The following is a 22,120-nucleotide window of genomic DNA, read 5'->3' as shown; positions in this document are numbered from 1 at the left end:
ATTTTGCTGAATTTGAAGAACTTCAATTTTAGAAGTTTGTTGTTCAGAAAAATAAAACGTTGGCGGAACTATCCTATACTTTTTTTTTTAAGCCCGTTTTCTTCTGCCGTTAACGAAGCCAATTGCATCAATGCAATTTCAACTGTTAAACGAGGATTCTTACTCGATTTGTAGTTTAAATCGGCCTCATTACAAATTTCAATTGCTCCAAATAAAAACGTTGCTGAACATTTTTGTGCATGCTCCAAATATTTTGCTTTTATACGCTCACCAACTTCCAACAAACTTACTGTATTAGCTGTTTTCGCCATCAATAAATCTCGGAAATGAGCGCCCAAACCGCAAATAAATAAATGTGCATCAAAACCTTTGTTCAAAATATCATTCAATTGCAACATCGCTTGCGGAATATCATTTTCCAAACACGCGTCTGTCATCTTGAAGTAATAATCGTAATCTAATACATTCAAGTTTTCTGCTACTGAAGAATAGGTCAAATTTTTATTGGTAAAAGTTGACATTCTATCAAAGATTGATAAAGAATCGCGTAACGCACCATCTGCTTTTTGAGCAATCAAATGCAATGCATCATCTTCAAAAGTTACTTGTTCTTTTTCAGCAACATTTTTCAAATGCCCTTTGATGTCTTCAACTCCAATTCGTTTGAAATCATAAATCTGACAACGAGAAAGAATAGTAGGAATAATTTTATGTTTTTCTGTAGTTGCCAAAATGAAAATAGCGTGCGCTGGTGGCTCTTCTAAGGTTTTCAGAAACGCATTGAAAGCAGCTGTTGACAACATATGAACCTCATCAATAATGTAGACACGATATTTCCCAATTTGAGGAACAATACGTACTTGATCGATTAAATTTCTGATATCATCAACCGAATTATTAGATGCCGCATCCAACTCAAAAATATTGAAAGCAAAATCTTGATCGCCTTCTACTCCATTTTCTTCGTTGATTTTACGTGCTAAAATTCGAGCACATGTTGTTTTTCCAACACCTCTTGGTCCACAAAATAAAAGAGCTTGTGGCAATTGATTTGACTTTATCGCTTGCTCCAAAGTATTTGTAATAGACGCTTGTCCAACTACATCTTCAAAATTTAACGGGCGATATTTTCTGGCTGAAACAACAAAATTTTCCATACTATTGGCAAATATAATGGTTATAATTTTAAGAATTAAATCTATTCATTTTTTTTAATTTTTTTTCTGTCAAAACGAATGTTAAAAAACAAAAGGTAGTCATACAACCTAGTGAAATAATTGAAGCAAAGATGTAATTTATTTCAAATAAAAGTCCTGATAAGGCAATTAATAAAAAAATTACTCCAAAATAAAACATAATTTTTCTGGAATATTTTTGTGCAAAATTCCAATTCTCAATATTTTTCATTGATAAGTTTGACCTATAACCATATAATGGATTAATATTTTTTGCAGGAAAAATTAATTGTACAATTCCCATAATTATAAATATTAGATCAAATAATAAGGATAAAATAAAAAAAGGGCTTTCTGTATTCATCATAAAAAAAAATTAAATCATCTTAGTCTTTATCATTTTATATAAAATTAAATACTTTTCGTTAGATTCGTACTTTTAGATTTATTATTTTTGCTTCAATTATACTCAACCTTAAAATGGCTATAAAAAACACACAGGAAACACCAAAAACTCCTAAAAAACAAATCGTCAAAACAATTATAGGTATACTGTTTTTAGTAATCGGTTTATTACTATTAGCTTCGTTTATTTCTTATTTTTTTAATGGTTTTATGGATCAGAGCCAAATCTCTGATTTATTAGATAAAAGTCAAACCGCCGAAAATATTTTCGGGAAGTTTGGCGCATTATTAGGTGAAACATTCATTTTGCAAGGAATCGGAATTGTTTCATTTTTTGTCCCAGTCTTCTTTATTCTCTTAGGAGTTAAAGTTGCTACAAATTGGAAAAAAATTAAGCCTTTCACAACGCTTTATCAAAGCATTTTCTTCATGATTTGGTTGCCAATATTTTTTGGTTGTATTTTACCAACTCAACACATGTTTTCTGGCGTAATGGGATTTGAAATTAATGATTTCCTAAATAGCTTTATTGGTAAATGGGGTGTAATTTTATTGCTTTTCGTTAGTTTATTGATTTATTGTGTCATTCATTTCCGAATGACGTATCAATCTATCCAAGAAAAAATGGAAGAACGTGCGAAACAAAAAGAAATTGAGCGCATAGAAAAAGAGCAAGAAAAAATCAAGAGAGAACAGCTTGAATTAAGAAAACGTAAGGAAAAAGAAGAACAAGAAAAGATAAATAAATTCAATCAAGATGCTGAAAAGCAACAAGAAGATAGTTTATCGCAAGAATTAGAATTGATAGAACAACAAGAGAAAGAAGCAATTCAATCTCATAAAGTAAATCCAAACGAAGCATTTCATCAAGAATTTAAAATTAATCAACCAAAAGAGGAAGAAACAATCGAAGAAACTCCACTTAATATTACAGAATTAGTGGTTGAAGATTTGGCAGATGATGAGGAAGAAAATAATCAAGTAGATTTTTTATCAATTAATGATGAAGAAAATTTAGAAACAGAAATTCAACCAACTCAAAACTCTTCTGAAAATGGATTAGAATTAAAAGTTCAACACGTTGATGAAGAAGAAGAATTTGAAGCGACTTCTGCTCGATTGGTACAAGAGCAAGGTGAATACAATCAACGTTTAGATTTACCAAATTATCAATTTCCTCCTATTTCATTGTTAAAAAAATATGACAACGGAAATACCTTAATTGATCAAAAAGAATTAGAAACGAACAAAAATAGAATTGTCGAAACCTTAGGAAACTATGGAATCGGAATCGATGAAATTTCTGCAACAATCGGTCCTACAGTTACATTGTACGAAATTGTACCAAAAGCTGGTGTTCGTATTTCTAAAATCAAAAATCTTGAGGACGATATTGCCTTAAGTTTGGCTGCGCTTGGTATTCGTATTATTGCGCCGATTCCTGGAAAAGGAACAATTGGTATTGAGGTTCCAAATTCTAATCCTTCGATGGTTTCCATGCATTCGGTAATTGCTTCGCAAAAGTTCCAAAATGCTGATATGGAATTGCCAATTGCTTTCGGGAAAACAATTACGAACGAAACCTTTGTTGCCGATTTAGCAAAAATGCCTCATTTGTTGATGGCTGGTGCAACGGGACAAGGTAAATCGGTTGGTTTGAATGCAATTATCGCTTCGTTAATCTATAAAAAACATCCATCTGAATTAAAATTTGTGATGGTCGATCCAAAGAAAGTTGAGCTTACTTTATATTCTAAAATCGAGCGTCATTATTTAGCAAAATTACCAGATTCGGAAGAAGCAATTATCACAGATAATACAAAAGTAATTAACACGTTAAATTCACTTTGTATTGAAATGGATGATCGTTACGAATTATTGAAAAATGCTTTCGTTCGAAATATCAAAGAATATAACGCGAAGTTCAAACAACGTAAATTAAATCCAGAAGCTGGTCACAGATTCTTACCATATATTGTATTAATCGTGGATGAGTTTGCAGATTTGATTATGACAGCTGGTAAAGAAGTTGAATTACCGATTGCTCGTTTAGCTCAGTTGGCTCGTGCTGTTGGTATTCACTTGATTGTTGCAACTCAACGTCCGTCTGTAAATGTGATTACAGGAACAATTAAAGCCAATTTCCCAGGACGTGTCGCTTTCCGTGTAACGTCAAAAATCGATTCGAGAACGATTTTAGATTCGCAAGGAGCCGATCAATTAATTGGTAAAGGTGATATGTTGTACACCACTGGAAACGAATTAATTCGCTTACAATGTGCGTTTGTTGATACACCAGAAGTCGATAAAATCACCGAATTTATTGGTGAACAACGTGGTTATCCAGATGCAATGCATTTACCAGAATATGTTGGTGAAGAAGGTGGATCTAATTTAGATATTGATTTATCTGATCGTGATGTACTTTTTGAAGATGCTGCACGATTAATTGTAATGAATCAACAAGGTTCCGCGTCTTTATTACAACGAAAATTAAAATTAGGATATAATCGCGCCGGACGATTAATTGATCAATTGGAAGCTGCTGGAATTGTTGGTCCTTTCGAAGGAAGTAAAGCAAGACAGGTATTGATACAAGATGACATGAGTTTGGAACAGTTGTTGAATAATTTGAACTAAAATTTATTAAAAACAGATAGAAAATTAAATTGTATGAAAAAGATAATCTATTCTTTCATACTCTTATTAGTAGGGGTTGGAACATTAAACGCTCAATCAGCAAAACAAATCTTAGACAAAGTTTACGCTAAATATACCAACGCAAACTCGTATTACATCAAATTTGATTTTAGCCATAATGCAAATGGAAAATCAACAAGTCGTTCGGGAGAAGTTTTTGCAATGAAGCAAAAATTTAACTTGAATGTAGGCGATATCAACCAAATTTTTACAGGAACAAAATTATATACAATTGCAAAAGATGACAAAGAAGTAACTATTTCTGATGCATCTAACACAGATGATTTCTTAACACCAACTAAAGTTTTGAACACGTATCGTACTAATTTCACCTACGCTTTAACAGATAAAAAAACGGTTGGAGGAAAAACAATTCAGTATATAAAATTAACTCCAACTAAAACTTCAACAATCAAATATTCGGTTTTAGGAGTCAATACAGCGAATAATGAAATCTACGATTACAAGGAATATGGTAAAAATGGTGATACAACATCAATCATTGTAAAAGATTACGTTCAAAATTTACTTATTCACAAAAGTTACTTTAACTTTGACCAAAAGAAATATAAGTCGCAAGGCTATATGATTACTCAATTATAATCAATGTTAAAAAAACTTGACTGGTATATAATCAAGACCTTTTTAGGTCCATTTTTTTTCATATTTAGTGTTCTATTTTTCATCTTTATCGTGCAATTTGCATGGCAACAAATGGAAAAATTTGTTGGAAAAGGTTTAGAATGGTACACTATTACCGAATTACTTTTTTGGTTAGGAATTAACGTTATTCAGCTTGTATTACCGCTTACAATCCTTTTGGGGTCTATCATGACCATGGGAGGTTTTGGAGAACGATACGAATTAGCTGCAATGAAAGCGTCTGGAATTTCACTTACCAGAATCCTTGCACCATTGTTTACGTTAGTTGCTTTAATGTCTGTCGGATTGTATTTTTTCGGGGACAAAGTAATGCCTTATTCCCAACAAAAAGCGCGAACAATGTACTTCAATATCTTACAAACCAAACCAACGGTAAGTATGAAAGAAGGCGTTTTTATCGAAACCGTTCCAGGATTTCAAATGAAAATAAATAAAGTTTCGGGTGAAAATTCAGAAAAATTAGAAGATGTTTTTGTTCATCAAAATGCACCGTTTGGTGAAAATACGATGACAATTATTTCTAAAAGAGGAAATCTTGCGCCAGACAAAAACGATAATCATTATCTAAAAATGGAACTTTTTGATGGAATTGCTTATACCGATAATATCAAAAATAAAAACTTTGATCAACGCAAACGTCAAGAAAATCAATATACTAAATTTGATACATTAAACTATTATATTGACATTTCGGATATTTTAAATTCTGGTAAAGACGAAGACCCAGGAAACTCTTATAAATATTTGGACGGAAAAGGTTTAAGACATCTTATCGATTCATTAAACACAGATTATAAGAAGTATTACAAAGATTTGAAAACGAATATGTTTAATCAAAACTATTTCTATTCAATCAAAATAAAAGATATTGATACGGTAAAAACAAATATGATTTTTGACTTGAAAGAGCGAAATCGTCAAGAACAAGATCAAGTGCTTAATCAAGCTATACAAATGGTAAATCGTGATCAAGAAAATATGACGTTTTCTGAACAAGAAATTGTAAACAGAGAAAAGTTATATTCAAAAGTAAATATTCATTACCAACGAAATTTCTCGTATGCAGTAACATGTATTATTTTCTTTTTGATTGGATCATCATTAGGTGCAATCGTAAAAAAAGGAGGAATTGGAATGCCAGTTGTCATCTCAATTATCATTTTCGTTATTTATTTCATTCTTAATTTCTCGGCAGAAAATATGGCGAAAAACGGAAAATTAGATCCAACTTTTGCCGCTTGGGCAGCTAATATTATTGCGCTTCCGTTCTCTATTTTGTTTAGTTACAAAGCCAATCAAGATTCTGGATTATTTGATATCAGTATTTACGTTGATCCAATTGTAAAATACTTTAATAAGTTTAAGAAAACAAACAAAAACGAGGAGCATTCTCGTTATCAATAACATAAAACAATGGAAAATAGATCATCTCAATTAAACACAATTGAAGAAGCTTTAGAAGATTTAAAACAAGGAAAAGTTATCATTGTAGTTGACGATGAAGATCGTGAAAATGAAGGAGATTTCCTATGTATCGCCGAATTTGCAACGCCAGAAGTTATTAACTTTATGGTTACGCACGGACGCGGATTAGTTTGTACACCACTTACACAACAAAGATGTAAAGCATTAGGTTTGGACCTTATGGTTGGGCACAATACTGCAATTTACGAAACTAATTTTACGGTTTCTGTGGATCTACAAGGTCACGGATGTACGACAGGAATTTCGGCTTCTGATCGTTCTAAAACTATTCAAGCTTTAATTGACGAAAATACAAATCCAGATGATTTAGGAAAACCAGGACATATTTTCCCATTAATTGCAAAAGATGGTGGAGTTTTGGTTCGAATGGGACATACAGAAGCTGCTGTTGATTTGGCACGCATGGCAGGATATTATCCTGCTGGATGTATTGTCGAAATCTTGAAAGAAGATGGAGAAATGGCTCGCTTGCCAGAATTGTTAGAGATTGCAAAGAAATTTGATCTTAAAATTGTTTCGATTGAAGATTTGATTGCTTACCGATTAGAAAATGAATCCTTGGTAAAACGTATCGAGCAATTTCCTGCAAAAACAAGATTCGGAGAATATGAATTAATCGCTTATCAACAAACAACAAATAATCAAGTTCACTTCGCTTTGAAAAAAGGAAAATGGACAAAAGATGATGTAGTTCCAGTTCGTGTAAAATCGACAAATAGCTACTATGATTTGTTTAGCGCTTTACAAAACGGCGAAACACCATTGTTAGAAAAAACAATGAACATCATCAATGAAGAAGAAAAAGGTGTTGTAATTTTTATTAATAACATTCAAAGTTCTGAGTTGATTGAACAAAAATTAGAGATTTTCAAAAGTTTTTCTGAAGGAAAATCTAAATCAGGTGTTTTACCAGCCGATGAAAAAGATCACGGAATTGGCTCTCAAATCATCAAAGATTTAGGCATCCAAAAAATGAATTTGATTACACGCACTTTAGAAGAACCACATACGACGCAATACGGTTTGGAAATTGTAAAATGTACTAAATTGTAAGAAATAATTCATCACAATATACAAAAGCAGTTCTGAGAAGAGCTGCTTTTTTTTTTGAATCATTTTGTAACTTTTTGATTAAATTGACATCTCATATAAAAACACAATATGCAAAATAAAACTTTAGCTTTAATATTTTTTATTCTTACGAGTATTTCATTTGGACAAAATTCAATAGCTAATAAAATTTACACTTCTGATATAGATAATTTCTGGATAGCTTTTGATAGTATTCAAACTACAAATAATTATTCACAAAAAATAAAATTCATTAATACTTTATACATTGATAAAGGGACAAAAGGTTTAAAATCCTTTATGAAAGTAAGAGATTATAATGATACTCTTTATATTAAACTTATTGATAATTATCCTAAGTTTTGGAATTCTATTAGACCTAATACACTTACCATAAAAAATAAAACAAAAGAATTAACTAAAGCTGTAAAAAAACTAAAAAAACTATATCCTGAGCTAAAAGAAGGAGAAATGTATTTTACAATTGGTGGCTTGCGTTCAGGTGGAACTTTATATGAAAATATGGTTTTAGTTGGTTCTGAAATCGCTACAGGAATTCCAAAAACAGATGTTTCAGAATTTGAAAATGATTGGCTAAAAAATGTTTTTGCGAAGCAATCACTTGATAATATTATTTCACTAAATATTCATGAATATGTACACACACAACAAAAACCAAATGAAAACAACTCATTATTACACCATACCCTAAAAGAAGGTTCGTGCGATTTTATTACAGAGCTTGTTTTAGGAGAACCAATTGAAAAACAATATATTTTTTATGGAAAACAGCACTTCGATGATTTGAAAAAACAATTTAAAGAAGAGATGTTTATAGATGATTTTTCAAATTGGTTATACAATGGAGGACAAAAGGGTGAAGCTGCTGATCTGGGATATTTTATTGGATATGAAATATGTAAATCATATTACAATCAAGCTAAAAATAAAAAACAAGCGATAAAAGATATTATTGAACTGAATTATCAAGATGAAAAAGAAGTTGAAAATTTTCTAAGAAAATCTGGTTTTTACGAAGAAGGTTTTGATAAAGATCAATTAATAAAAGAATACGAAAAAAAACAACCTTATATCATAAAAATTGAGCCTTTCGAAAATGGTTCAACAAATATAGATTCATCGATCAAAGAATTTAAAATTATATTTTCTAAACCAATGAATCCAAAAGAATATTCAATAAGATTCTCAAAAAAAGGAAAAGAGTATAGTCCTAAGTTTACAAAAATCAATTTCTCTAATGATAACACTACATTCGTAATAACTATGGAATTAACTCCAACTAAAGAATATGAATTTGTAATTTCAAATGGTTTCAAATCAGAAGATGGCTACCCATTAAAATTAGACAACAATGAATTAATTATTAATTTTAAAACTCAATAATACAAAAAAAGCTTCTCGAAATCGAGAAGCTTTCTTATTAATAATCATCATAATATTTAATGCGCATAATGTTTACGAGAAACAAAATGCAGAATTTTTTGAACTAATTTCGTGTTTTTATAAAGATTCCAGTTCATTAATAAAACACTGAACAAAATTACTGCCAAACCGTAAATTTGCAAATGAGTTACGACATCATCTGTAAAAAAATAACTCAATGCAACGGCTACAATAGGGTTTACATACGCATAAGTAGAAACTTCCACAGCTGGTCGATATTGCAACAACCAAACGTAAGAACCAAAAGCAAGAATAGAGCCAAAAGTTGTTAAATAAGCCATTGCCAACCAATCTTCTATCGCAACATTCGCAAAATTGAAATTAGCATATTCTCCATTGAAGATTGCAACTGTATTAAACAAAACACCAGCAGTAATCATTTGCCAAGCCGTTTTGACCATGATGTTCAAATCTTCTTTTGGCTTTGTAACTTCTTTTTTCTGCTTTTCTGTTACATATTTTGAATACAAAGAACCTAACGTCCAAGCAATCGAACAAAAGATCAGAACAATCAACCCAATCATATTTAAGAACTGCTGATCTGCATCTGCGTGCACAGTGGTTGTTTGTTCATAGAATAACATCAGAACTCCAACAAAACCTAACAAAACACCTAAAATCGTAGGAATACTTGAAAAATTTTGTTTCCATTTCGGTTTATCTAAGACAATAAACCAAATTGCTGCCGATGCTGCCATAATTGCAACAATTCCACTTGGTAAAAATTGTTCGGACCAAATAATCCCAGCCATATCAATAAACAACAACATAAAACCTGTAAACATACATTGTTTCACAATTTGTTTATCCCACAGCTTGTAACCTTTCAACTTACAATATCCCATCAACATTGTGCTCGCCGCAATAAAGCGAAACGAACCCAAAATAAACGGACTAAAACCATGCAAAGCCTTATCTATAAAAAAATAAGTTGATCCCCAAACTACATAAACCACGAAATATGCTGCAATAATCAGCCACTTACTTGGTTGATTCCCTTTCATTCAATCTCTATTTTTTAAATCGTTGGTATAACGATATTTTGTTCTTCTTTTATTGTTTGTAAAACTATAGTTGTACGCGTAGAAGTGATTCCGCCAATTTTACTCAAATGTTTGCGCATCAATTCCACCAAACCTTCGTTATCAGAAGTTCTCACTTTGATTAGATAACCATCTTCTCCAGCAATATCATGAACCTCTAAAACTTCTGGAATTTCGGCAAGTTGTCTTCCTACTGTTTCATCACCGATAATATCTACGGTTTTGATAAACATATACGAAAGTAATTTTTGTCCAACTGCCATTGGATTTATTTTTGCGTGATAAGCCAAAATAACTTGTTTATTTTCAAGCTTTTTCACACGTTCTAATATTCCAGAAGGTGCCATTCTCAATTCTCTTGCGATATCTGCATTGTTAATACGTGCATTATCTTGCATTAATCGCATGATTTTCAAATCAGTAGCATCTAAATTAAATTCTATCTTTTCCATTTCGACTGCAAAATTAAGACTATTTTGAATAATATTCAAAAAATATATCAAAATTTGTATCTTATTCTTGATATTATTTTAAACTGTAAATTAAATTCATTTTAAATTCCAAAAAAAACATCTTTATTCAAAAGAAAAGGCTGCTCAAAATTGAGCAGCCTTTCTATTATTTTAAAAAATTTTGGTTAGAGAATTAGTTTCCTCCTTCTTCCATTTTCTTTTTCAATGCAGCTAATGAATCAATATCTCCTAATGTAGAAGTTTCGATTGTGTTAGATGAATTGTTGTTGTTATTGTTATTAGATGATCTCTCAGCTTTAACTTCTTCCTCACGGAAAGTTGCTGTATGAGAAACTACTACACGACGGAATTCTTTGTTGAACTCGATAACTTTGAAAGATGTTTCTTCACCTTTTTTGATACGAGATCCGTCTTCTTTCTCTAATGTACGAGCTGGAGCGAAAGCTTCAACGTCAGCATCTTCAAATTGAACTGTAGCACCTTTGTCAAATACATCAACTGCAACTCCTGTGTGAACTGTACCTACTGCATATTTAGCTTCGTACTGATCCCATGGATTTTCAGTTAATTGTTTGTGACCTAAAGATAAACGACGAGCTTCTACGTCTAATTCTAAAACTACTACGTCTAAGATATCATCAACTGCACAGAATTCTGATGGGTGTTTGATTTTCTTAGTCCAAGATAAGTCAGAGATGTAGATTAATCCGTCAACACCTTCTTCTAATTCTACGAATACACCGAAGTTAGTGAAGTTACGAACTTTACCTTTGTGAGTAGAACCTACTGGGTATTTAGTTGTAATATCTGTCCAAGGATCTGGAGTTAATTGTTTGATACCTAAAGACATTTTTCTTTCTTCTCTATCTAAAGTTAAAACTACTGCTTCAACCTCATCACCTACTTTTACGAAATCTTGAGCAGAACGTAAGTGAGTAGACCATGACATTTCAGAAACGTGGATTAAACCTTCTACACCTGGAGCAACCTCAACGAATGCACCGTAGTCAGCTAAAACAACTACTTTTCCTTTAACTTTATCACCAACTTTGATATCAGCATCTAAAGCATCCCATGGATGAGCTTCTAATTGCTTAATACCTAATTGGATACGAGATTTATCTTCGTCGAAATCTAAGATTACAACGTTGATTTTTTGTCCATCTTCTAAGATTTCAGATGGGTGATTGATACGAGACCAAGATAAGTCAGTAATGTGGATTAAACCGTCAACACCTCCTAAGTCTACGAATACACCGTAAGATGTGATGTTTTTAACTTCACCTTCTAATACTTGTCCTTTCTCTAATTGAGCAACGATTTCTTTTTTCTGAACTTCGATATCAGCCTCGATTAACGCTTTGTGAGAAACTACTACGTTTTTGAATTCTGGGTTGATTTTAACAACTTTGAACTCCATAGTTTTTCCTACGAATTGTTCGTAATCACGGATTGGTTTAACATCGATTTGAGAACCTGGTAAGAAAGCTTCAATTCCGAATACGTCAACGATCATACCACCTTTAGTACGAGCTTTGATGTAACCGTTAACGATTTCTTGAGAATCGTGTGCTTTATTAACAGCATCCCATGCATTTAATGTACGAGCTTTTTTGTGAGATAAAATTAATTGACCATTTTTATCTTCACGTTGATCAACCATTACTTCAACAATATCCCCAACTTTCAAGTCTGAGTTGTAACGGAATTCGTTTAATGAAATAACACCTTCTGATTTGAAGTTGATATCTACGATAGCTTCTTTATCTGTAATACGTACAACTTGTCCTTTGAATACTTCATTCTCATGTAAGTCTTCTAAAGTTGTATCGTACATTTGCTCTAATTCAGCTTTTTCTTTACGATCTTCTTCGTTTAATCCTGATTCGAAAGATTCCCAATCAAATGATTCTGGCGCTACGTTTGCATTAGCAGACGCATCTAATACTGGAGTGTTTAATACAACTTCTTGTACCTCCTCTTGTTTTGTTTCTTTAGACATAATTCTAAAAATTTGTATCTCAATCTATTTTATTTCGGAATCTTCAAATGCAAATAAATGACCGAGAGATGTTTAACTTAATAATTAATCGCTTGATTCCTAAACCATTTTAGCGAGTGCAAAGATAAACAATTATATTTTAATATTTGGAATAATTTTAGATTCAACTCAAAGAAATTTAAGATTTTATAAAGAAATTACACACTTGTTTATTCGTAACTTGTAATCGAATCTCAACTTTATGGATAGTCTAAAGAAAATAAAACGATTTTCTAAAATCGTAAAAGTCGTTTCTAAATATGGTTTTGAAGAAATTCTTTCTCGCGGAAACGATTTATTTCATTCTGACCAAAACAACGAATTTTTCAACCAATCATTCAATCAACGTTTCCGAATGGCTTTGGAAGAACTTGGTCCGACCTATATAAAATTTGGACAATTATTGAGTAATCGAAAAGATTTGGTTCCCGAATCTTTGGTTGAAGAACTAAAAAAATTACAAGATAATGTTCCGCCAGAAGAAATTGACATCAAACAAAAAATTAGAGACGAATTTGGAATAGAACCTGACGAACATTTTCTTTTTATAGAAGAACAACCTTTTGCTGCAGCAAGTATTTCGCAAGTTTATCGCGCAACTTTATTAAATGGTGAAAAAGTTGTTTTCAAAGTAAAACGATCTAATATTCAGAAAATAATTGAATCTGATTTAGCCCTGATTCGAGATATTGTTCATTTTTTGGAAAAAAAATATGAGAAACTTCAAAAATTATTCATTTCTGAAATCGAAAAATCATTTGAAAATTCAATTCTGAAAGAACTTTCATTAACTAATGAATTTCAAAATATTGAACGATTCAGGAAAAACTTCGAGAATAGTAAAGATGTTTATGTGCCAAAAACGTACGAAGATTATTCGAACAACAATTTTCTTTGCATGGAATTCATAGAAGGTTTCAAGGTAAATGATGTTGAACAGTTAGAAGCTTTAGGAGTTGACCCGAAAAAAATCGTACAGAAAGGTTTTGATATTTATTTGAAACAATTACTTGATGATGGATTTTTTCATGCTGATCCACATCCCGGAAATATTTTTATTTTAAAAGATGGACGTTTAGCTTTTATAGATTTTGGTTCGATGGGAATTTTAGCCATCAACGAAAAAGAAGCTTTAGAAAATGTAGTGATTGATTTTGGATTAAAAAATCCGAAACGAATTGTTCGTTCACTCAAAAAAATGGCAATTAAACATTATATCGAAAACGAAAAACAATTAGAACGTGATATTGCAGATATTTTCGATTATTTAGAATACAATACTGTTGATACGATAGAAGTTCAAATCATCATCAAAAAATTCAATCATATTCTGCAACGAAATCATGTTTTATTACCCGAATATGTTTACATTTTACTACGCGGAATTGCACTTATAGAAGGAATTGGACAACAATTACATGCTGATCTTAATGTACAACGTTCAATGCGTCCGTATGCGGTAAAATTGGCTCGACAAAAATTTCATCCAAAATATTTGAGTAAAAAAGCAATTGATAATTTCAAAGATATTCAAGATTTAATCAACGATTTACCAGAAGACACCTTAAAATTAATTGAAAAAGTAAACAATGATAAATTGGCTTTAAACTTCAAGATTGACCAAATAGATAATATTCAGAAATTAATAAAAGATAGTATCAATAAACTTGTTTTAGCTATTCTTACTTTAGCTTTTGGAATTGGAGCAAGTATGCTTGCGAATACGACTGTTCGTCCCATAGTTTTGGATATGCCGTTACTTTCTTGGATTGGCTATTTGTTATCTATTTTTACAGCTGGTTGCATCATTATATTGGTTTTTAGAAAGAAATAATTTTAATCCTAATTTCATAAAAATAAAATAGCCACCTCAATGAGGTGGCTATTTCTATTGTAAGCTATTCAAGAATTATTTTTTCTTTTTTGTAGCTGGTTTTACAACTTTAGTTTCTGTAACTACCGCTGTTTTTGGTAATACCTCAACACGTCTGTTTTTTTGGTAACACTCTTCAGTGTTTTCAGTACATAATAATTGAGATTTTCCTAATCCACGAGGAGTTAAACGAGCTTTATCAACTCCACCTCTTTCAGCTAAAATATTAACTAACGCTTGAGCACGTTTTAAAGATAATGTTTTGTTGTAAGCATCTTTACCTCTTTGATCAGCATGTCCGTCAATGTAGAAGTTTTTCGCTTTTAAATCATCAGAATTTAAAATTTGAGCTGCTACACGTACGTCTTCGTAAGAAGAAGGAACAATTTTATCAGAGTTGTACTCGAATAAGATGTTAGATAAACGTTTTGCTACGTGAACTTCTGTCCATGGACATCCGTTATTTTCTTTTGGTCCTTTTTCTGTTGGACAAGCATCATCTTTATCAGGAATACCATCTCCGTCTGTATCAGGACAACCTTGGAATTCAGCTAAACCTGGTTCGTTTGGACAAGCATCATCTTTATCTAAGATTCCATCACCATCTGTATCTGGCCAAGGACATCCGTTATTTTCTACTGGACCAGCAACTTCTGGACAAGCATCATCTTTATCTGGAACTCCGTCACCATCTGTATCTGGACAACCTTGGAATTCAGCTAAACCTGGTTCGTTTGGACAAGCATCATCTTTATCAAAGATTCCGTCTCCATCTGTATCTGGACATCCGTTTGTAGCAGGATCTCCTGTAGCGATACCTGGAGTATCTGGACATGCATCTTCGTCATCAGGAATACCATCATTATCTCTATCTTGTTTTCCGAAACGAAAAGTAACACCTACTGTGTGTTGGAAGAAATCGAAATAATTGTTTCCTCCGTAAGCTGGTAACCAGTTGTAATCAGAAGCAACATTTAAACCGAAGTTCTTAGTAAACCAAAAGTTAATACCACCTCCTAAAGAAGCTACAAAGTGATTTTTCTCTAAATCTTCTGCTTCAGTAATTTGGTATGTACCTCCATTTTCGTTACCGTAGTAAGCTGTCAATGGAAATTGTAATCCTGTGTAATCGTATCTGTGGTAACCAGCACCTACACGGATATATGGATCAAACCAAGAATCTTCTTTTAAGATATAACCATTAGCTAACTTATAACGTAAACCTAAACCAGCGTTAATGAATAACTCATCTTTAATAGCTAATCTGTTGTTATCAACTTCACCTACAGAAGCAGTTAAATCAACATCAAAAGATCTGTTTAAGTTACGAATAATAGATAATTTAGATAAAGGAGGAACGATATCCCAATTATCTGTTTTGAAATACTGGTTGAATGGTCCAGTCACTGAGTTGTGATCAACTGCGTGAGCACCAACTGTAATTGCCCAAGGATTCTTAGAATTCTGAGCATCTACAAAAGAATTACCCGCTAGGAATAATACTACTGCAGATAATAATAGATTAAACTTTTTCATTATCAAATATTTAGCGTTTTAAATATATTAAATTTTACTTAATTTTATACAATTATAAGACAAATTTAAGAATTCTTTATCATTCTATCCAAATCTCTTTTCAAATCTTTTCCTTTTATTGTGTTTCTTTTGTCAAAAAGTTTCTTCCCTTTTGCCAAATATATCTTCAATTTTGCCAACCCTTTATTGTTTATAAATAGCGTGGTTGCTACAATCGTTAATCCAGTCTCTTTCGTTTTGCGTTCTAATTTTCTCAACTCAGATTTTTGTAATAAAAGTTTTCTGTCTCGTCTAGTTTTATGATTAAAGTATGTTCCCCAATCATATTCGTCAATAAACATATTGACAATATAGAGTTCTCCATCCTTCATTTGACAAAAACTTTCGGTAATCGAAGCTTTTCCCATTCGGATAGATTTTATTTCAGTCCCAAATAATTGGATGCCGGCTTCGTAAGAATCTAATAATTCATACTCAAACCTTGCACGTTTATTCTTAATCGTAACTTCTTTCTGCACTTTATTTTATTCCAATTAAAATTTGTAACTTTGCCGGAAGGTCAAACAAACATCATACCAAAAATTATGTTAAATGTTTCTAATTTATCGCTTCAATTCGGCAAGCGTGTACTTTTCGACGAAGTTAATATAAAATTTACAAATGGCAACTGTTACGGGATAATTGGTGCCAATGGAGCAGGAAAATCTACTTTCTTAAAAATATTATCAGGTGAAATCGATCCAACTTCAGGACAAGTTAGTCTTGAAAAAGGAAAACGTATGTCTGTTTTAGAACAGAATCACTTCAAATATGACGAATATACAGTATTGGATACTGTTTTACGTGGAAATAAAGTATTATACGATATTAAAGAACGTATGGATGCTTTATATGCTAAACCAGATTTTTCTGAAGAAGATGGTATCAAAGCAGGAGAATTAGGTGTCGTTTATGAAGAAATGAACGGATGGAATGCAGAATCTGATGCTGCTACATTATTATCGAATGTAGGAATTGATTCGGATATGCATTATACATTAATGGGAGATTTAGATAATAAAGCGAAAGTTCGTATTTTGATTGCTCAAGCTTTATTTGGAAATCCTGACGTGTTAATCTTAGATGAGCCTACCAACGAATTGGACGTTAATACAATTCAATGGTTAGAGGATTTCTTAGGTAATTTCGAGAATACTGTAATCGTTGTATCGCACGACCGTCACTTCTTAGACGCAGTTTGTACGCATATTTGTGATTTAGATTTCTCTAAATTAAACCTATATTCTGGTAACTATACATTCTGGTACGAGTCTTCTCAGTTAGCTGCAAAACAACGTGCGCAACAAAACAAAAAAGCAGAAGAAAAGAAAAAGGAATTACAAGATTTCATTGCTCGTTTCTCTTCTAACGTTGCTAAAGCAAAACAAACGACTTCTCGTAAAAAAATGATCGAGAAATTAAATATCGAAGATATCAAACCTTCTTCTCGTCGATATCCAGCACTTATCTGGGAACAATCGCGTGAGGCTGGTGATCAAATCTTAGAAGTAAACAATTTATCTGCTTCTGTAGATGGAGAAGTTTTATTTAAAGATGCGAACATCAACTTGAAAAAAGGTGATAAAATTGGTATTTTCTCTCGTAACTCGAAAGCAGTTTCTCAATTTTTCGAAATTCTTTCAGGAAAAGCTCAGCCAGATTCTGGAGATTTTACTTGGGGAATTACAACAACACAAGCGTATTTACCTTTAGATAATACAGATTTCTTCAAAGAAGATATCAACTTGGTTGATTGGTTACGTCAATATACAGAATCAGACGATGAACGTCACGAAGAATTTATGCGTGGTTTCTTAGGGAAAATGTTATTCTCTGGAGACGAAGCTCTTAAAAAATCTTCTGTTTTATCAGGAGGTGAAAAAATGCGTTGTATGTTCTCTCGCATGATGTTATTACGTGCAAACGTATTATTGTTAGACGAGCCAACAGGTCACTTAGACTTAGAATCGATTACAGCATTGAATAATTCTTTGGTTAATTTCAAAGGAACAATTTTAATGGGTTCTCATGACCACGAATTGATTCAAACAACTTGTAACCGTATTATCGAGTTAACTCCAAACGGAATCATCGATCGTTATATGACGTATGATGAATTCTTAGATGATCCAAAAGTAAAAGAATTAAAAGCAAAATATTACGCTTAATAATTTCTTTCACCATATTTCTAAAAATCCAGAAGGTTCTACTTTCTGGATTTTTTTATTCATAAATTATTCTATCTTTGAGTTAGAATTTTTCGCATGATTCAACTTCCTACCATATTACTTTATCTCGTTATTGCATTGATTATTTTTCTAATCATTATGATTACATATTTAATCCATTCATTAAAATCTGAGAAAAAAATAAGTCATGAGCAAACGCAACGTTTAGACAATTTATCTACAAAAGTTGATGAGTTAAAATTGGAGTCATACGAAGCAAAATTGAATCCACATTTGTTCAAAATATTCTCAATTCGATTCAATCCAATGCGTACCAAACCTATTATACGATTGATAAATTAGCTAAGTATTGGATTATATTTTGTACGAAAGCAAAGACAATTTTGTGACGATAAAAGATGAAATAGATTTCACTAAAAACTTTATTGAAATTAATAAAGTAAAAGTTTCGCCTTTGTTTGATTTTCAAGTTAAAACGAAAATTGATGAAACTTCACCTTACTATCAAGAAAAAATTATTTTACCTTTATTAAGTATTGATTTTATTGAAAATGCTTTCAAACATACCGATTTTCAACAAGCCAATTCATTTATAAAAATTATGCTTGAACTGAATAATAAATCATTTCAAATTCAGGTAATGAATAAAATTTCTCCAAAAAATAGTTTGAAAAAAGAAACTGGCGGACATGGAAGTCAATCATTAGAACACCGCTTGAAAATGGTTTACGACGACGATTTCTTACTTTCTAAAACTATTGAACAGGATATTTTTGTAGCCAACTTAAAAATAAATTTACATGAGTTTTACACTAAAATGCATACTAATTGACGACGAAATTCTTGGGTTAAAGTACCTGAAAATGTTGTGTGAACAAATGGAAGACATCGAAGTTGTGAAAGCTTATGTTGATCCTGAATTATTCATTAACGAAATCGAAAATCTTGATTTTGACTTTTGTATTTTAGATATCGAAATGCCTAAAATAAATGGTTTACAAATCGCTAATTTATTAAAAGAAAAACCGTTTATTTTTTCCACTGCTTATAAGGAATATGCTGTTGATGCTTTTGATTTAGACGCGACAGATTATATTCAAAAACCAATCAAAAAAGAGCGTTTACAACAAGCTGTTGACAAAGTAAAAAAACGTTTACAAAATAATTTTTCGACACCAAATAATTTTGTACAATTAAATTCAGACAAAGGAAAAATTTTGTTGCAGTTTAATCAAATTTTGTACATTACAACTTCTAGTGTTGACAGCCGTGATAAAGTGGTTTATTATCAAGATTTATCGTTCTTAATTTTGAAAAATATCACACTCGATGCATTATCAGAAATGTTACCCGAAAAAGATTTTGTCCGCATCAATAAACGAGAAATAATTAGCTTGCATCATATTAAATATTTTCACTCAGACAATGTTACTTTAGATGTTTTATCAAAAGAAAATAAAGAAATTAATTTGGTGTTAAGTGAAGTTTACAAAGCTAATTTTATTGCTCAAATTTCAATTTGATTACAAAAAAAATCCATTTCATTACATTTTACTCAAGTTTAAAAAATATTGATATTTTTCTGTAAATTAATTTCTGACTTTTGTTAAAAATTAACGCCATGAAAAAATCGACAAGAAATTCTATTTTTTATATAATAACCATTCTACTTTGTTCAATCATGATGTATTTTATTGTGATTAAAGCAGAAGAAATGGAAGCTGGGAAACATGTTGTTCATGCTGCAAATGGAAGCAATTACTTCAATGATTTCATCAACAGTATTACACATAATATTGGACACCCTCTTGCTATTTTATTAGCACAAATTGTGACCATTATATTTACCGCAAGAGTTTTTGGATGGATATTTAATAAAATTGGACAACCAACTGTAATTGGAGAAATTATTGCAGGTATTTTCCTTGGTCCTTCTTTCATTGGAATGCATTTCCCAGAATTTTTCGGAGATCTTTTCCCAAAAGAATCATTAGGAAACTTAGAATTTATCAGTCAAATCGGTTTGATTCTATTCATGTATGTCATCGGAATGGAATTAGACCTTAAAGTGCTAAAGAAAAATGCACAAGACGCCATAGTTATTAGTCACGCGAGTATCATTATTCCATTTACACTTGGTTTAGCTCTAGCTGGATTAATTTATATGGAATTTGCTCCAGAAGGAATTAACTTTCTATCATTTGCCCTTTTTATCGGAATTTCGATGAGTATTACAGCCTTTCCCGTTCTGGCTCGTATTGTACAAGAACGCGGGATTAGCAAAACTCGTTTAAGTTCTATTGTAATTACTTGCGCTGCTGCCGACGATATCACGGCTTGGTGTTTATTAGCCGCGGTTATCGCAATTGTAAAAGCTGGCTCATTCATCAGTTCATTGTATGTTATTTTACTAGCAATTGTTTACGTTATCGCGATGGTTCGTTTCGTTCGTCCTTTCCTAAAGAGAATTGCAGACGTACATTCGAGCAAAACAACGCTTACAAAACCTATCATTGGAATCTTTTTCTTGGTCTTAATTATTTCTTCATACTTAAGTGAAATCATAGGAATTCATGCATTATTTGGAGCTTTTTTAGCTGGAACAATTATGCCTGAAAATGTGAAATTTAGAAATTTATTCATCGAAAAAATAGAAGATGTTTCATTGGTTTTATTACTTCCGCTGTTCTTTGTTTTTACAGGTTTAAGAACACAAATTGGATTATTAGATAGTCCACATTTATGGCAAACTGCGGGAATGATTATTTTGGTAGCTGTAACAGGAAAATTTGTTGGAAGTGCAGTAGCCGCTAAATTTGTTGGGCAAAACTGGAGAGACAGTTTGACCATTGGTACCTTAATGAATACACGAGGTTTGATGGAATTAGTCGTGTTAAACATTGGATATGATTTAGGTGTCTTAACACCAGAAGTTTTCGCTATGATGGTGATAATGGCTTTGGTCACAACTTTTATGACAGGTCCAGCTTTAGATTTAATCAATTGGATTTTTCGAAAACAAAAGACAGAAAATGAACTTTCTGAAATTAGTCAAAGTCAGAAATATAAAATATTAATTGATTTTCAAACACCTGAAAAAGGTGCTGAATTGTTACGAATAGCTAATAGCTTTATCAAAAAACAAGACGAAAACTCACTTGTTTCCGCAATTCATGTGATGAAAAGTAGCGAAGTGCAACATTTCAATCTTGAAGATAGAGAAGCAGAAATTTTTGAACCGATTATTGAGGTTTCCGAAGAATTACATCAAGATGTAACAACCATGTTCAAAGTTTCTACAGATATGGTTTTTGAGACAATTGATATTGCACAAAAAGGTGATTACGATTTGATGTTGATGGGTGTTAGAAATTCTATTTATTCAGGTTCGTTATTAGGAAATATTTTAGGATTTACGACAAAAATTATCGATCCAGATATTTTGATTGGTCAAGTTACTGGAAAAGAAAACATGTTTGATCATTCAATTTTCAACGAAAGAACGAAACAATTATTGAACAAATCAACAGTTCCTGTTGGTGTTGTTTTGGATAAAAATTTCACAAAAGCTGAAAAAGTTTTTCTTCCTCTTTTCGGAAATAAAGATGCCGATTTACTGAAATATGCACAACGTTTAATCTCGAATAGCGAATCTCAAATTATTATTGTAGACGTGAGCGGTTACACAAAACGTCATTCAGAAGTAAAAGAAATTATTCGTAGTATCGAAAATATTGCTCCAAATCATATTAGTCTTTCGTACAAACAACAACTGGATAAAGAGTTTTTAGATGAAATGGATTTGATGATGATTAGTATGAAAAGTTGGAAAAACTTAATCGAAACAAAAAGTATTTGGATTTCCAATGTACCAACAACATTGATTATTTCGGAGTAAATCTTCTTCATTCAAGATTTATATATTCAATTACAAAAAATAAATCCAGCTTAAAAGCTGGATTT

At 31.7% G+C, this 22,120-nt stretch carries 18 protein-coding genes; 11 read left to right on the top strand and 7 right to left on the bottom strand.

Annotated elements, in window-relative coordinates:
* Positions 1–68: 68 nt before the first annotated feature.
* The gene (gene dnaX, locus B2X73_RS13345) at positions 69–1,157 is read right to left on the bottom strand and encodes a DNA polymerase III subunit gamma/tau (RefSeq protein WP_115001827.1); all 1,089 of its coding nucleotides are present in this window, start codon (positions 1,155–1,157) and stop codon (positions 69–71) included.
* A gap of 28 nt (positions 1,158–1,185) precedes the next feature.
* Entirely contained in the window at positions 1,186–1,542 is a 357-nt protein-coding gene (locus B2X73_RS13340; protein WP_291096617.1) for an SdpI family protein, read from the bottom strand.
* Positions 1,543–1,655: 113 nt separating this feature from the next.
* Here B2X73_RS13340 and B2X73_RS13335 point away from each other — a divergent pair, with 113 nt between their 5' ends.
* The 5 genes from B2X73_RS13335 (at position 1,656) to B2X73_RS13315 (ending at position 8,903) form a co-directional block, all read left to right on the top strand.
* The gene (locus B2X73_RS13335) at positions 1,656–4,220 is read left to right on the top strand and encodes an FtsK/SpoIIIE family DNA translocase (RefSeq protein WP_291047234.1); all 2,565 of its coding nucleotides are present in this window, start codon (positions 1,656–1,658) and stop codon (positions 4,218–4,220) included.
* Positions 4,221–4,253: 33 nt separating this feature from the next.
* The gene (locus B2X73_RS13330) at positions 4,254–4,883 is read left to right on the top strand and encodes a LolA family protein (protein ID WP_221854525.1); all 630 of its coding nucleotides are present in this window, start codon (positions 4,254–4,256) and stop codon (positions 4,881–4,883) included.
* Positions 4,884–4,886: 3 nt separating this feature from the next.
* Positions 4,887–6,347, top strand: coding sequence for an LptF/LptG family permease (locus B2X73_RS13325; RefSeq protein WP_291047232.1), 1,461 nt, complete (start codon positions 4,887–4,889; stop codon positions 6,345–6,347).
* Positions 6,348–6,356: 9 nt separating this feature from the next.
* Positions 6,357–7,481 (top strand): 3,4-dihydroxy-2-butanone-4-phosphate synthase, encoded by a 1,125-nt coding sequence (ribB, locus tag B2X73_RS13320; protein ID WP_291047230.1) that lies wholly within the window; start codon positions 6,357–6,359, stop codon positions 7,479–7,481.
* Between the two features lie 108 nt (positions 7,482–7,589).
* Positions 7,590–8,903: an Ig-like domain-containing protein gene (locus B2X73_RS13315; RefSeq protein ID WP_219034404.1), complete on the top strand. Its 1,314-nt coding sequence runs from the start codon at positions 7,590–7,592 to the stop codon at positions 8,901–8,903.
* Positions 8,904–8,959: 56 nt separating this feature from the next.
* Here B2X73_RS13315 and B2X73_RS13310 read toward each other — a convergent pair whose 3' ends face one another.
* The 3 genes from B2X73_RS13310 to rpsA form a co-directional block, all read right to left on the bottom strand.
* Positions 8,960–9,967: an EamA family transporter gene (locus B2X73_RS13310; RefSeq protein WP_221854523.1), complete on the bottom strand. Its 1,008-nt coding sequence runs from the start codon at positions 9,965–9,967 to the stop codon at positions 8,960–8,962.
* 14 nt (positions 9,968–9,981) lie between these two features.
* On the bottom strand, positions 9,982–10,458 hold the full coding sequence (locus B2X73_RS13305) for an Lrp/AsnC family transcriptional regulator (RefSeq protein ID WP_291091145.1): 477 nt from the start codon (positions 10,456–10,458) through the stop codon (positions 9,982–9,984).
* 193 nt (positions 10,459–10,651) lie between these two features.
* A complete protein-coding gene (gene rpsA / locus B2X73_RS13300) occupies positions 10,652–12,481 on the bottom strand; it encodes a 30S ribosomal protein S1 (RefSeq protein WP_221854522.1) in 1,830 nt (609 codons plus the stop codon).
* A gap of 241 nt (positions 12,482–12,722) precedes the next feature.
* Here rpsA and B2X73_RS13295 point away from each other — a divergent pair, with 241 nt between their 5' ends.
* Positions 12,723–14,354: an ABC1 kinase family protein gene (locus B2X73_RS13295; protein WP_221854521.1), complete on the top strand. Its 1,632-nt coding sequence runs from the start codon at positions 12,723–12,725 to the stop codon at positions 14,352–14,354.
* A 75-nt stretch (positions 14,355–14,429) separates the two neighbouring features.
* On the opposite strand, the gene B2X73_RS13290 is transcribed toward B2X73_RS13295, so the two are convergent.
* Positions 14,430–15,929, bottom strand: coding sequence for an OmpA family protein (locus B2X73_RS13290; protein WP_286495536.1), 1,500 nt, complete (start codon positions 15,927–15,929; stop codon positions 14,430–14,432).
* Between the two features lie 65 nt (positions 15,930–15,994).
* Positions 15,995–16,447 carry an SsrA-binding protein SmpB gene (gene smpB, locus B2X73_RS13285; RefSeq protein ID WP_038332657.1) on the bottom strand — a complete coding sequence of 151 codons (453 nt, stop codon included), beginning with the start codon at positions 16,445–16,447 and terminating at the stop codon, positions 15,995–15,997.
* A 66-nt stretch (positions 16,448–16,513) separates the two neighbouring features.
* Here smpB and B2X73_RS13280 point away from each other — a divergent pair, with 66 nt between their 5' ends.
* From B2X73_RS13280 to B2X73_RS13260, 5 genes are all read left to right on the top strand, one after another.
* Positions 16,514–18,136, top strand: a complete 1,623-nt coding sequence (locus tag B2X73_RS13280; protein ID WP_038332655.1) for an ABC-F family ATP-binding cassette domain-containing protein — start codon at positions 16,514–16,516, stop codon at positions 18,134–18,136.
* Positions 18,137–18,295: 159 nt separating this feature from the next.
* Positions 18,296–18,499 (top strand): hypothetical protein, encoded by a 204-nt coding sequence (locus B2X73_RS13275; protein WP_291072072.1) that lies wholly within the window; start codon positions 18,296–18,298, stop codon positions 18,497–18,499.
* Positions 18,500–18,506: 7 nt separating this feature from the next.
* A complete protein-coding gene (locus B2X73_RS13270; protein ID WP_291096615.1) occupies positions 18,507–18,989 on the top strand; it encodes a GHKL domain-containing protein in 483 nt (160 codons plus the stop codon).
* A gap of 31 nt (positions 18,990–19,020) precedes the next feature.
* The gene (locus tag B2X73_RS13265; RefSeq protein ID WP_291047217.1) at positions 19,021–19,680 is read left to right on the top strand and encodes a LytR/AlgR family response regulator transcription factor; all 660 of its coding nucleotides are present in this window, start codon (positions 19,021–19,023) and stop codon (positions 19,678–19,680) included.
* A 98-nt stretch (positions 19,681–19,778) separates the two neighbouring features.
* Positions 19,779–22,055: a cation:proton antiporter gene (locus tag B2X73_RS13260; protein WP_291096612.1), complete on the top strand. Its 2,277-nt coding sequence runs from the start codon at positions 19,779–19,781 to the stop codon at positions 22,053–22,055.
* Positions 22,056–22,120: the final 65 nt, after the last annotated feature.

Source organism: Empedobacter sp. UBA7252, from assembly GCF_002472765.1.
Lineage (GTDB): Bacteria > Bacteroidota > Bacteroidia > Flavobacteriales > Weeksellaceae > Empedobacter > Empedobacter falsenii_B.
This window is presented reverse-complemented; position numbering and strand designations above follow the sequence as displayed.

Bases quoted from the DNA above. Each gene is read 5' to 3' on its own strand.
- B2X73_RS13335 (WP_291047234.1), top strand. From the start codon at position 1,656: ATGGCTATAAAAAACACACAGGAAACACCAAAAACTCCTAAAAAACAA.
- B2X73_RS13265 (WP_291047217.1), top strand. From the start codon at position 19,021: ATGTTGTGTGAACAAATGGAAGACATCGAAGTTGTGAAAGCTTATGTT.
- B2X73_RS13260 (WP_291096612.1), top strand. From the start codon at position 19,779: ATGAAAAAATCGACAAGAAATTCTATTTTTTATATAATAACCATTCTA.
- B2X73_RS13340 (WP_291096617.1), bottom strand. From the start codon at position 1,542: ATGATGAATACAGAAAGCCCTTTTTTTATTTTATCCTTATTATTTGAT.
- B2X73_RS13305 (WP_291091145.1), bottom strand. From the start codon at position 10,458: ATGGAAAAGATAGAATTTAATTTAGATGCTACTGATTTGAAAATCATG.
- B2X73_RS13315 (WP_219034404.1), top strand. From the start codon at position 7,590: ATGCAAAATAAAACTTTAGCTTTAATATTTTTTATTCTTACGAGTATT.
- rpsA (WP_221854522.1), bottom strand. From the start codon at position 12,481: ATGTCTAAAGAAACAAAACAAGAGGAGGTACAAGAAGTTGTATTAAAC.
- B2X73_RS13310 (WP_221854523.1), bottom strand. From the start codon at position 9,967: ATGAAAGGGAATCAACCAAGTAAGTGGCTGATTATTGCAGCATATTTC.
- B2X73_RS13280 (WP_038332655.1), top strand. From the start codon at position 16,514: ATGTTAAATGTTTCTAATTTATCGCTTCAATTCGGCAAGCGTGTACTT.
- dnaX (WP_115001827.1), bottom strand. From the start codon at position 1,157: ATGGAAAATTTTGTTGTTTCAGCCAGAAAATATCGCCCGTTAAATTTT.
- ribB (WP_291047230.1), top strand. From the start codon at position 6,357: ATGGAAAATAGATCATCTCAATTAAACACAATTGAAGAAGCTTTAGAA.
- B2X73_RS13275 (WP_291072072.1), top strand. From the start codon at position 18,296: ATGATTACATATTTAATCCATTCATTAAAATCTGAGAAAAAAATAAGT.
- B2X73_RS13290 (WP_286495536.1), bottom strand. From the start codon at position 15,929: ATGAAAAAGTTTAATCTATTATTATCTGCAGTAGTATTATTCCTAGCG.
- B2X73_RS13295 (WP_221854521.1), top strand. From the start codon at position 12,723: ATGGATAGTCTAAAGAAAATAAAACGATTTTCTAAAATCGTAAAAGTC.
- B2X73_RS13325 (WP_291047232.1), top strand. From the start codon at position 4,887: ATGTTAAAAAAACTTGACTGGTATATAATCAAGACCTTTTTAGGTCCA.
- B2X73_RS13330 (WP_221854525.1), top strand. From the start codon at position 4,254: ATGAAAAAGATAATCTATTCTTTCATACTCTTATTAGTAGGGGTTGGA.